This window comes from Staphylococcus sp. FSL K6-3157, assembly GCF_038005145.1.
In the GTDB taxonomy this organism is placed as follows: Bacteria; Bacillota; Bacilli; order Staphylococcales; family Staphylococcaceae; genus Staphylococcus; species Staphylococcus equorum.
On the sequence record NZ_JBBOSM010000001.1, the window covers coordinates 625,086 to 637,509 of the forward strand.

Below are 12,424 nucleotides of genomic sequence, written 5' to 3' on the forward strand. Positions count from 1 at the left end.
GATTATTTGTTCAATACACTTCTTCTGGTAGTGAATTTTAAGCCAAGTTCTAATGAAATAATTAGCACCGTAGTAATAACTAAAATCGTTAAATATGGCATGACACTATATCCGCCTTGTAAACCAACTAACGGAGATATCACACCACCTAGAATAAATTGGAAAAGACCGAGTAAACTAGAGGCGTTGCCACTACCACCTGTACGAGATTCCATTGCTAATGTGAAGCTTAGCGGACCAATCCCTGTTACTGGGCAAACATTTAAGAAGAATGCGATGACTAAAACCCAGGTTGGTAGGTGTAATATGAGTGTGATACAAATTAATACGACGCCTGCAATTTGTATCATTGTTAGTGCAATCAGTAATACATAACGATTTATATAGCTAACTAAAATAGCAGTGAGCTGACTCATGATAATTAATCCAATACCATTAATTGCAAATAGCACACTAAATTGTTGGGGTGTCATATCATAAATTTTTTGTGTAATAAAAGGGGCTGCAGATGAAAAACTGAATAACATCACATACGTCAATCCTTGCAACAACATAGGAAAAACAAAAGCTGGTTTTTTCAACAAATAACCAAAGTCTTTAAAAATAGTGCCAAAGTTAAGTTTTGAAAGATCAGCTGTTCTTGTTTCTTCCATTTTGAAAAGGGCGAAAAAGAATATGATCATACTAACAATTGTTAAAATAAAGAAAATAGCTTGCCAGTTTGAGACACTTAAGGCATAACCACCGATCAGTGGAGCGATAATAGTAATAATCCCATTCACGACAAGAAGTGAAGCTAGACCTTTGGCTAAGGCTTTACCTTTATGTAAATCCCCTATAGAGGCCTTAGCTATGACGATGGCTCCGCCACCAGTCAAACCTTGTATCAAACGAATTGTTAATAAAGTAGACATAGAAGTTGCGAATACTGCAATAAATGAAGCAATTGCATATAATATGATAATGATCAAAGCAATCTTTTTACGTCCATATGCATCTGACAAAGGTCCAAAGATAAATTGTCCTATTGCGAGTCCTATCATAGCGAAAGACAGTGTGAGTTGCGCTTGAGAAGCGGTTGTATTAAAATCACTTTGTACACTTGGTAATGATGGAACGTACATATCTATTGTTAAAGGACCAAAAGTAGTCATAATACCCAACACAATAATAACAATTAGCGGTATTTGGCGATTTGAAGTTTTGTCCATGTTAAGTACTCCTTTAAATTTCTCTCTTATGCATTATTACATACAAGTTTAATTATTCTGTAACTAAATAATTATCCCATATGAATTTAGAAATGCAATGATAATTTACATACTAAAAAACAAATAGAACGTGCGAAATAATTATAAATATGAATCAAAGGAGTAAGCAGATGAATTTAAATAAAACCCACTATGAAATTATAAAGTTCATCATTGTTGGTGGCATTAATACATTAAATTACTACATTGTTTACCTTATCTTATTAAAATTAATAGATTTAAATTACTTAGTCAGTCATGTAAGTGGGTTTATGGTTAGTTTTATAATTTCATATTATTTAAACTGCCATTTTGTATATAAAGTAAAACCCACATGGCGTAAATTTATTCAATTTCCGTTAACACAGGTTGTAAATATGGGGATGCAGACATTGCTATTGTATATATTCGTACAGTGGTTTCATATTTCTTCAGTAATAGCCCCGTTTGCAGGATTAATTATAACGATACCTATTACTTTTGTTTTATCAAAATATATACTGAAAGACTGATTTTTTTAGACTTAAAAGTAAAGTTAGAATAGTGAAGGCTTTTGTTTTTGTACAATTTAACAACTTTATTTAGGAAAGACTAAAAAAATAATTAGATTTTTTATATTAAATAATTTTTGAATAAAAATTGTTGTAAATATGCTTGGGATAAGTCATAATAAATGTTCTATATTAATTAAGGTGGACAACAGATATGACACAAAATGAAAATTTGAAAACAGCGCAAAAAGGCGCTTATTTAAGTTTAATTGTATATATCGTTCTTTCAATTGCCAAATTTATTGTTGGCTCTATGTACGATTCAGCAGCAGTTAGAGCAGATAGTTTAAACAATATGACTGATATTGTAGTTTCGTTAGCGGTTATTATAGGACTGAAAATTTCTATTAAGCCTGCGGATAAAAACCATCCTTATGGACACTTAAAATCAGAGAATATTTCAACGTTACTCGTTTCGTTTATTATCATGTTTGTAGGTATACAAGTTGTTATAGAAAGTGTTCCTGAAATTTTTTCTAAAGATCACCATGCACCTAATGTAATTACGATATATGTCAGTGTTATAAGTGGCATTATTATGTTGATAGTATTTTATATTAATCAAAAGTTAGCTAGACGAACGAATAGTAGTTCGCTAAATTCAGCGGCAAAGGATAATTTATCAGATGCGTTAGTTAGTATTGGAACAGCTGTAGGTTTAATTTTTACACAATTTGGTTTGCCAATTCTTGATACAGTATTAGCAACGATTTTAGGTTTACTTATTATCTACACTGGTTTTAGAATATTTAAAGAATCAATTTTTACTTTAAGTGATGGGTTTAATGAACAAGAATTAGAAGCTTACAAAAATTATGTTTTAGAAATAGAAGATGTGATTGATGTGCAAAATATTAAAGGACGATACCATGGCAGTAGTATTTTTGTAGATGTAACTATTGTCGTAGAATCGGATTTATCTTTAGAAGATGCGCACAATATCTGTGATAAAGTAGAACAACATATGCATGAAAAAGGTATTTCTTCAGTTTATGTACATCCCGAACCAGCATCTATACAATAATTAAAAATAAATAATATTCAAACTAAATATATTTGTAATTGATTTCTGACTGTCGACAATTGTTGGCAGTTTTTTTATTCCGACTTTTTATAACATATGTAAGATCCATAATTGCTTGCCTAAGACACGGTCCGAGCCTTTACGCTGGAAAATATAGTTATTTGATAAATAATTGAGTTAATAACATAAAAAGAGACCTGAAAGTAATTTCAGGTCTACAAATTATTTATGTGTTAAAACAATCTATTCTCACACGTAGTGCTTGAATAGGTGGTATTAATTACCACCAGCCATTAGCTAGACGGAAATCGATAGCTGATTCTATTGAACCGTAACGCTCCTCAGCGTAGTTAATCATACCTTTAGTTTGTTCTTCAACTGTGCCAGTGCCCCAAGCTTCTTTAGTTTGTCCTAACCCTTTATAGCCCAATTCGTTTACTGCTTCAGGGTCACCGCTTGATTCAGGCATTACAATATTATCCCATAGCGCTTTAGTGCCACCTGCTTCTATAAATTCACTGTATACGTCATTGTTAGTTTGTTGTGTTGATGTCTCAGCTGCGTCTGCTGTTGATACACTTGAACTCACTCCTAAACCAGTTGCTGCAATAGTAATCGATGCGAAAGATGCTAATAATAATTTTTTCATTTTTTTAAATCCTCCTAATTGATTTACCTGTATACAATATGAAATATCACAGGTTATGTTTTTACATTTAAGTATTTAAAAATTTAATAAATAATAGTTATTTACTGTTTTCTTATTTCAACGTTTATAACTGTAACATCAAAAAATGGTGAGTAGGTTACAGAAAAATAAAAAGAAAGTATCTTTTATGAATAAATGAATACAATCATTTCAAAATAAAGTGTAAATTGTTATAATTTTAATATAGAAATGCGATAATTAGTGCAGGAATAGGTGAGTGGTCAGCTTTGCAACTATAAACAATAAGTATTATTGCTGTAACATTCCTGTAAATATCGTATAAAACCATATTTTACTTAATGGAAAGAAGGAAATATTATGCCAAAACTAATTTTATGTAGACATGGGCAAAGCATATGGAATGCTAAAAACTTATTTACAGGATGGGCAGATGTAGACTTATCTGAACAGGGTAGAAATGAAGCAATCACCTCTGGTAAAAAAATAAAAGATCAAGGTATAGAAATTGATATTGTTTACACGTCTCTGTTAAAAAGAGCTATTAAAACGACATATCATTTGTTAAATGAATCTGATCAGTTATTTATACCAATTATAAAATCTTGGAGATTAAATGAACGTCATTATGGCGGATTGCAAGGTTTAAATAAAAATGATGCTCGTGAAGAATTTGGTGAAGACCAAGTTCATATTTGGAGACGATCATATGATACGCCACCACCAAAGCAAAATGAAGAACAACGAAATAGTTATTTAAATAATAGAAAATATGAACTTTTAGATAGAAGAGTTATGCCAGAATCTGAAAGTTTAAAAGATACCTTGGTTAGAGTGATACCATATTGGAATGATCAAATTTCTCAACAGTTATTAGATGATAAAACAGTATTAGTTTCTGCTCATGGTAATTCATTACGAGCACTAATTAAATATTTAGAGGATATATCTGACGAAGCTATTGTTAATTATGAAATAAAAACAGGCGCACCTCTTATTTATGAATTAACAGATGATTTAAAAGTGACGAATAAATATTATTTATGATGAAAGCTAAGTAATAAACTAGATATAATATATAACAGCCCTGAATTTATAAATTCAGGGCTGTTATATATTATAATTTCGTGCTTGCTTACCTAGAACACATCATTCGAGTCTGGTTTTAATAACTTATCTTAGTAGTAAAAATTAAACGTTCTTTTTTCTAAAGACTAACACTACTAATGCTAAGAAAACTACAATATATGCAACATTACCAATAAGTAATTCGTGTAATTCTAATTTTGTCATTTTTTTGTATATATCATTATCGAGAATTTGGACACTTAGATTTAACATATTAATAGGACTCCATTTAAGCCATTCCCATTGCTCAATTGCCATAAATAAAATGCCAGCGAGTATCGAAGTAGCAAAATAGAAAATAATACCGACAGCGATTGAGACGCCTGGACTTTTAAGTATACAAGAAAGTAACAACGTTAAACTTAAAATGAGCCACATACCTACATAAGTTGCTAATGATGTTAATAATAAACTTTGTAATGGAGATAATTGTTCTCCTGAGTGTTTTAAAATATCGATGTCAGAGAAAAATGTAAGGTTAAGTAGCAAACTAATTAGAATACAAAGTACAAATACAATTAGAGAGTAGATGAACAATGCAATAAGTTTACTTAAAATAATACTTGTTCTTGTGTAATTTCTATAAAGTAAATTTTTAATTGTACCGTAATGGAATTCCATAGTAATAATTGTACTTGCTTGAATTATCATCAAAAAGATAATCCAAGAAAAACCACTATAACCTTGTTCAAGTAGCAAATTTGACTCAATTACATTCGAATAGTTTTTGCTTAAAATAGCTAAACCAATCATGATGATAAAAATAATGATTGGTATAATAATTGATGATTTCTTTTTAAAAATTTTATATAATTCTTGTTTTATCAATGTTCCCATTATTTTTTCTCCTCCTTATGATCGATAATATTAAGCAATACATTTTCCAAATCACTTTCATTCGAATTATTGAGTTCTTCCATTGTCGTTTCTTTAACGATAGCCCCATTATCAATAATTAAAATCGAGTCAGTTACTTTAACGAGTTCACCTAGCATATGACTTGATATAAGAAACGAAACACCTTGTGCTTTGAGACTTAAAATAGTTTCCCTTACATTTCTCACTGCTTTTGGATCTAATCCGTTCATAGGCTCATCTAGGATAACGAGTTGAGGTTGATTTAAAAGGGAAAGTGCAATACCTAATTTCTGTTTCATTCCTAAAGAATATGCTTTAGCTTTTTTATGTATGAATTGAGACATTTCTAAATTTTTTATAATTTGTTCCATGTTTTCTTTATATTTATCTTCATTAATTAAAGTCATGTTTTCGTAACCGGTAAGGAAAGGATACACTCCAGGGTTTTCAATTAAAGCGCCAATGTGCTTATTATTCATAGGCCCATGTAATTTAAGTGAACCGGATTGATAATTAGAAAGTCCTAAAATTACTTTCATTAACGTTGTTTTCCCAGCTCCATTAGCACCGACTAAACCTACGACCTCTCCCTGCTTAAGAGTGAATGAAATGTCTTTTAAAATTTTTTGCTTCTTAATCCGTTTATTAATATTTTCTATAGTTAAAAGCTGCATAAAATTCTCCTTCCAAATAAAATTATTGGTGTACAACACTATTTTATCAAAAAAGTAAAGACAATAATATACTATAATTATAATATTTTTAAGTATATTATTGTCTTGATGAAAAGTAAGAGACTGAGACATATCACATGCCTCAGTCTCGATTTTTCTAGTTAGTTGTGCTGGGGTGAGACGACGAAATTTTATTAGAAAAATTAGATTTCTGTCCGTCTTCTTATGCATCATTATCACACAGTTATATGAGAATTAATTTATGTAGAAAATTTGCATAATTTAATAGAAATAGACAAACACCATTCTGGAGGGAATTTAAGCTGTTACTATAATTTAAAATTAAAGTATTTAAGTAGAAATATTATTTATTACGTTTGTGTTGCTGAATAATCTTGCGCGCACGTTTTCGTGTCTTTATATTAGGACTATTTAAGTTACGACGTGCTGTTTGTACATCTAATTTCATAAAATATGACCTCCTTTATCTATGTGTATTATGAAGTATCATAAATATTTTGTAAATAGTAATTATTACGATTTAAAGATAGGGATTGTGCATAAAAAAATAATTACGACGATTTTTAATGTTTTTAAGTTTATTTAATGTGATGTCGTTGAAATATATGTATAATGCATAAATGCAGCTATTTTATGGTTGATAGACTAATAGGAAAACAGGAGACAGAATATGAATCAAAAAGCCAAAATATTAATGATATTAATGATGTTGCTTGGCGGTTTCTTTGGACTTTTAAATGAAACGTTATTAACAACAGCATTACCAAGTATAATGAAAGATTTTCAAATAGATTACACGCAAGTACAATGGCTCACAACAGCCTTTCTATTGACTAATGGCGTAGTTGTCCCATTATCAGCGATGGTGATTCAACGATTTTCAACTAGGAAAGTATTTTTAACAGCAATATTTATATTTTTTATAGGTACTATAATTGCAGGATTTAGCTCTAATTTTTCAATTTTATTAGGGGGAAGAATTGTTCAAGCATTAGGATCTGGAATCATGTTACCGCTTATGATGACTACAATATTAGACATCTTTGAACCGCATGAGCGTGGTAAGTATATGGGGACATTTGGTTTAGTAATTGGTTTAGCACCAGCCATAGGGCCAACGTTATCAGGTGTACTTGTTGAATACTTTGATTGGCGTTCACTTTTCTTTGTTGTTGCACCAATCGCAGCATTAACATTCATCGGAGCACTTAAGTTTGTGAAAAACGTGGGTACGAATAGAAAAGTACCAGTTGACGTATTATCCATCATATTATCCATACTAGGATTTGGTGGTTTACTCTATGGTACAAGTTCGATTTCACGTGATGGTTGGAATGATCCAGTAGTTTTAACAACTGTAATAGGCGGACTTATCTTAGTAACAGCTTTCATTATCCGCCAAACAAAATTAAAAACGCCATTACTAGATTTTTCAGTATTCAAAAACAGTCAATTTGCTGTAGGTATTATAATTATGGCATTTACAATGATATCAATGATTGGATCTGAAACAATATTACCAATGTTCGTGCAAAATATAATGAAAGACTCAGCGCTTCAATCTGGGCTTATATTATTACCTGGTGCAATTGTAATGGGTATAATGTCAGTAGCTTCAGGATTTTTATATGAGAAGTATGGTGCTAAAATATTAGCATTAATTGGCATGTCCATTGTTGTAATAACGACTTCTTATTTTGTAATAATGGACGAACAGACTTCACCAGCAATTCTTGCAACGGTATATGCAATTCGCATGATAGGTATTGCATTAGGATTGATGCCATTAATGACACATACAATGAACCAGTTATCACGTGAGATGAATGCACATGGTTCATCAATGACGAATACAGTGCAACAAATTTCAGCTTCTATTGGTACAGCTGGCTTAATTACAGTGATGACCCAAGTTTCTAAAAACTTCACACCTGATATGAGTAATTATAAAGGTATTGGAAAACAAGAGATGGCAGCTCAAATACAACATGAAGCTTTATTAAGTGGGTATCATGGCGCATTTTGGTTTGCAGTTATTATTTCTATTATCAGTTTACTCAGTGTGTTTATGCTGAAAAGTCAACGCAAGATACGAGCAGAACAAAAAGAATTATAATAGATTAATGTTACGAAGCACTATAGACAACACTGTAATTACATTTGTAATTGTGATATTTTTAAACATAAATAACCACATAAATACAAGAATGGAGTGTATGTATCATAGAACATTCGATGAAATTAAATAATGAGCCATTTCATCTAGTTAAAAATGGGACAAAAACAATCGAAGTAAGATTAAATGATGAAAAAAGACAAGAAGTACAAAATGGAGATACCATTATTTTCACAAATCTCGAGACGGATGAACAAGTCAATGTAATCGTCACAGAAATGGTGGGTTTCCCTTCATTTCAAGCATTGATTAATCATTATACAAATAAAGAAATTGGTGCTAAAGAGGAAGAACAGCTTTCTCAAAAATTAGCAGCCATATATCAAATATATTCGCAAACTGACGAATTAAATTATGGTGCATTAGCAATTAAAATGCGTTTAGCAGATTAACAATAAATTCGGCCTGACATAAATTGTCGAGCCGAATTTTTATTCGTAAAATAAAATATTTAGAAAGAATGAATTTAAAATCACTCTAGAACATTTAAGTTGTTCATTGTATGATAATATTTATGGAAGAATTATATTTTAAAGGTGATTCATGAGTAGTTAAACTGGATTTAGGAGTGTGTCAAATAATGAAAAAGTTATTGATCATGATCGCTATATCGACGATTATTGTAGCAGGCTGTAGTAGTGGGAAGTATGCTGATAAAATAGATAAAGCAGTAAATAAACAACAAACATATCAAGAAAACTTATCTGAAAAACAAAAAGGTGATCTTGAAGAAAAATTCGACAAAAAGAATGCGAATATATACGTTTATGAAAAAGGTAAATATGTCATGCTTGCTTATAAGCCTTTTAAAGAAGACGAAGAAGTACATTATTATACTTATAAATTTGAAGACGATAAAGCAAAACATTTAAAAGATTTTAATTCGAAAGCATATACACACAAGCATGAACCTGATTATAAAGAAGAAAATATGGATATTAAAGAATAATTTTATTTATTGATATCTAAAATTGAGGTGTTTTTGAAAGCATATGAAAAAATTATGGCTATGTTTAGGTTTGATAGCTACTATGTTATTAATAACTGCTTGCTCAAGTGATGAGGATGCACATAAAGATGACAAGCAAAATGCCAATGGGAAAATTAAAATTATAGAATATGGTGATTTTAAATGTTCCTATTGTAAAAAAGTAGAAAGTAATATTATGCCTAAACTTAAAAAAGATTATATAGATAAAAATAAAGTGGATTATGAATTTGTGAATATGGCTTTTCTTGGTGATGATTCGATTATTGGATCGAGAGCTGGTCATGCAGTACAGCAAATTGCACCGAAGCAATATTTAGATTTTCAAAAATTAATGTTTGAACAACAAGGCGATGCTGAAAAAGAATGGATAACTAAGTCACTGGTTGATAAACAAATTGATAAATTAAGTATCGACAGTAAACAAAAAGAAAAAATTAAAAAAGATTATAAAACTGAAGATAGTAAATCATGGAAAGCAGCTCAGAAAGATAAAGAACAAGCTGAAGATAAAAATATTGATACTGCACCTACAGTTTATATAGGTGGAGAAAAAGTGGAAGATCCGTATGATTACGACAATTATAAAAAATTAATAGAAAAAAATAAGTAAGTAACTGGTCTAAAGTACAAAAAATTGTAATAACAATGTACTTTAGGCTTTTCTTTTACACGAAAATAAATCGTAATCATTATTATTTAGTATTGCATTTTGGTCGAAGTGAGTTTATAATTTTAAATCGTAAGTATTACTATTTGTAGGAGGATGTAGAATGAAAAAAACACTATACATAATATCTTTGGTCATTACATTTGCAATTGTCATAGCAGGATGTGGCAAAGCTGATACGAATGAAAAAGGAAGTGAAGGTGACAAAAATAAAATAAAAATTAATACAACAGTTTTTCCGCTAAAATCATTTGCTAAAGAAATTGGAGGAGAACATGTTTCAGTAGAATCAATTTATCCAGCAGGCACAGACTTACATAGCTATGAACCAACTCAAAAAGACATAATTAATGCGAGTAAATCAGATTTGTTCTTATACACAGGAGACAACCTAGACCCTGTTGCTAAAAAAGTGGCATCAACGATAAAAGATGAAGATAAAAAATTATCGCTAGAAGATAAATTAGACAAATCCCAACTACTTACAGATCAACATAGTCACGAAGAAGAAGAGGGGCATGAGCACGAGGGACATCATCATGGAGGATATGATCCGCATGTTTGGTTAGATCCTAAATTCAATCAAACTTTTGCTAAAGAAATCAAAGATGAATTAATTAATAAAGATCCAAAACACAAAAAAGATTATGAAGAAAATTATAAAAAACTAGATAAAGAACTGAAAAAAATAGATGACAAAATGAAAGATGTTACAAAAGATAAACAAGGTAATGCTGTGTTTATTTCTCACGAATCAATGGGTTATTTATCTGAAAGATATGGTTTTGTACAAAAAGGTGTTCAAAACATGAATGCAGAAGACCCATCTCAAAAAGCTTTAACAGAAATAGTTAATGAAATTAATGATTCAGGAGCAAAATATATTTTATATGAAGATAATGTTTCAAATAAAGTTACAGATACAATTCGTAAAGAAACAAAGGCTAAGCCATTAAAATTTTATAATATGGAATCTCTTAATAAAGAACAACAACAGGATGAGGATTTAACCTATCAATCCCTTATGAATAAAAATATAAAAAACATTGATAAAGCTTTAAGTAACGATATCAAAGTAAATGATGATAAACAGCAAGGCAAACATGAAAAAGCAATTTCAGAGGGTTACTTTAAAGATAACCAAGTTAAAGATAGACCATTAGCGGATTATAAAGGTGATTGGCAATCAGTATATCCATATTTGAAAGATGGATCATTAGATGATGTGATGAAGCATAAAGCTGAAGAAGATGATTCAATGACAGCAAAAGAATATAAAGCATATTACGAAAAGGGTTATAAAACAGATATAGATAATATCAATATCACAAGTGACTCAATTACGTTTGAGAAGAACGGCAAAAAAGCGTCAGGTAAATATAAGTATGATGGCAAAGATATTTTGAAATATGAAAAAGGCAATAGAGGTGTAAGATATACATTTAAATTAGAGGATAATGGAGATAAAGATTTACCTAAGTATGTCCAATTTAGTGACCATAATATTGCACCTAAGAAAGCACATCACTATCATATATTTATAGGTAATGATAAAGAAAAAGTGATGAAAGAATTAGATAATTGGCCGACATATTATCCTAAAGCGTTAAGTAGTAAAGAAATTAAAGCAGAGATGCTAGCGCATTAATATTGAAATTTACTCTAAGTCAAATTACTTTTTAAATTTAAATTGAATAAAAAAGTGAATTGAGGGAATGAAATTAAAGTAGATGAAAAGTGCAAACTTTTCACTTGATATAATAAATATATCTGGTATACTAAATGTATCAAATAAACTAATAATACTTTGGAGGTATGTTTTTTATGACAACATTTAATTTTGATCCAGCACATTCAGTAGTAGAATTTTCAGTGAAGCACTTAATGATTTCTAACGTTAAAGGTAAATTTAAAGATTTCGATGTAAACTTAGAAGGCGACATTAATGATTTAAAATCACTTAAAGGTACAGCTGTAATTAAAGCTGACTCAATTGATACAAACGTAGCAGACCGTGATGGTCATTTACGTAGTGGAGATTTCTTTGATTCTGAAAATTATCCAGATGTAAAATTTGAAATTACTTCAGTAGATGAAAAATCAGTAACGGGTAATTTAACAATTAAAGATGTAACTGAAGAAGAAACTTTTGATGCTTCTTATGAAGGTTCAAGTAAAAATCCGTTAAATGGTGCAACAACTGCAGGCTTCATTGTAAATGGTACAATCAATCGCGAAAAATACGGCATGTCATTTAACCAAAAACTGGAAACAGGCGGCGTAATGGTTGGTAAAGATGTGAAATTCCAAGCTAGTATAGAATTTGCTTTAGAAGACTAAGAAACATAAACGTCTAAAATTTAACGCTTATTAAAAGAAATAGCTACTAGATAACCTAATATAGGTATCTAGTAGCT

At 30.2% G+C, this 12,424-nt stretch carries 14 protein-coding genes; 9 read left to right on the forward strand and 5 right to left on the reverse strand.

Translation table 11 applies throughout. The features are described 5' to 3' along the window. Positions 1-2 precede the first annotated feature (2 nt). The gene (locus MHB47_RS02745; RefSeq protein WP_002511504.1) at positions 3-1,211 is read right to left on the reverse strand and encodes a multidrug effflux MFS transporter; all 1,209 of its coding nucleotides are present in this window, start codon (positions 1,209-1,211) and stop codon (positions 3-5) included. Between the two features lie 170 nt (positions 1,212-1,381). Between MHB47_RS02745 and MHB47_RS02750 the strand changes: the two genes are divergently transcribed. Together MHB47_RS02750 and MHB47_RS02755 are read left to right on the forward strand one after the other, a co-directional pair. Beyond that, entirely contained in the window at positions 1,382-1,762 is a 381-nt protein-coding gene (locus MHB47_RS02750) for a GtrA family protein (RefSeq protein WP_002506775.1), read from the forward strand. Positions 1,763-1,955: 193 nt separating this feature from the next. After that, complete coding sequence (locus tag MHB47_RS02755; protein ID WP_340754988.1) at positions 1,956-2,825, forward strand: cation diffusion facilitator family transporter; 870 nt, start codon at positions 1,956-1,958, stop codon at positions 2,823-2,825. Positions 2,826-3,105: 280 nt separating this feature from the next. On the opposite strand, the gene MHB47_RS02760 is transcribed toward MHB47_RS02755, so the two are convergent. Then, positions 3,106-3,474 (reverse strand): hypothetical protein, encoded by a 369-nt coding sequence (locus tag MHB47_RS02760; protein ID WP_340754990.1) that lies wholly within the window; start codon positions 3,472-3,474, stop codon positions 3,106-3,108. A 378-nt stretch (positions 3,475-3,852) separates the two neighbouring features. Here MHB47_RS02760 and MHB47_RS02765 point away from each other — a divergent pair, with 378 nt between their 5' ends. Beyond that, complete coding sequence (locus tag MHB47_RS02765; RefSeq protein WP_340754992.1) at positions 3,853-4,539, forward strand: 2,3-diphosphoglycerate-dependent phosphoglycerate mutase; 687 nt, start codon at positions 3,853-3,855, stop codon at positions 4,537-4,539. A 144-nt stretch (positions 4,540-4,683) separates the two neighbouring features. On the opposite strand, the gene MHB47_RS02770 is transcribed toward MHB47_RS02765, so the two are convergent. The 3 genes from MHB47_RS02770 to MHB47_RS02780 form a co-directional block, all read right to left on the reverse strand. Next, positions 4,684-5,457 (reverse strand): ABC transporter permease, encoded by a 774-nt coding sequence (locus MHB47_RS02770; protein WP_340754994.1) that lies wholly within the window; start codon positions 5,455-5,457, stop codon positions 4,684-4,686. After that, entirely contained in the window at positions 5,457-6,152 is a 696-nt protein-coding gene (locus MHB47_RS02775; protein ID WP_340754996.1) for an ABC transporter ATP-binding protein, read from the reverse strand. The genes MHB47_RS02770 and MHB47_RS02775 overlap by 1 nt, the downstream gene beginning before the upstream one ends. Positions 6,153-6,516: 364 nt before the next feature. Then, a complete protein-coding gene (locus MHB47_RS02780; RefSeq protein WP_002511503.1) occupies positions 6,517-6,621 on the reverse strand; it encodes a putative metal homeostasis protein in 105 nt (34 codons plus the stop codon). A gap of 222 nt (positions 6,622-6,843) precedes the next feature. On the opposite strand from MHB47_RS02780, the gene MHB47_RS02785 reads away from it, so the two are divergent. The 6 genes from MHB47_RS02785 (at position 6,844) to MHB47_RS02810 (ending at position 12,347) form a co-directional block, all read left to right on the forward strand. Next, positions 6,844-8,289 carry an MDR family MFS transporter gene (locus tag MHB47_RS02785; RefSeq protein WP_002511502.1) on the forward strand — a complete coding sequence of 482 codons (1,446 nt, stop codon included), beginning with the start codon at positions 6,844-6,846 and terminating at the stop codon, positions 8,287-8,289. 119 nt (positions 8,290-8,408) lie between these two features. After that, complete coding sequence (locus MHB47_RS02790) at positions 8,409-8,741, forward strand: ASCH domain-containing protein (RefSeq protein WP_340754998.1); 333 nt, start codon at positions 8,409-8,411, stop codon at positions 8,739-8,741. A gap of 188 nt (positions 8,742-8,929) precedes the next feature. After that, positions 8,930-9,298 (forward strand): cystatin-like fold lipoprotein, encoded by a 369-nt coding sequence (locus MHB47_RS02795; RefSeq protein WP_002511500.1) that lies wholly within the window; start codon positions 8,930-8,932, stop codon positions 9,296-9,298. A 43-nt stretch (positions 9,299-9,341) separates the two neighbouring features. Next, positions 9,342-9,950, forward strand: a complete 609-nt coding sequence (locus MHB47_RS02800; RefSeq protein ID WP_340755000.1) for a DsbA family protein — start codon at positions 9,342-9,344, stop codon at positions 9,948-9,950. Positions 9,951-10,110: 160 nt separating this feature from the next. Continuing rightward, entirely contained in the window at positions 10,111-11,655 is a 1,545-nt protein-coding gene (adcA, locus tag MHB47_RS02805) for a zinc ABC transporter substrate-binding lipoprotein AdcA (protein ID WP_340755002.1), read from the forward strand. 176 nt (positions 11,656-11,831) lie between these two features. After that, positions 11,832-12,347, forward strand: coding sequence for a YceI family protein (locus tag MHB47_RS02810; RefSeq protein ID WP_002506787.1), 516 nt, complete (start codon positions 11,832-11,834; stop codon positions 12,345-12,347). The last annotated feature ends 77 nt before the right edge of the window (positions 12,348-12,424 follow it).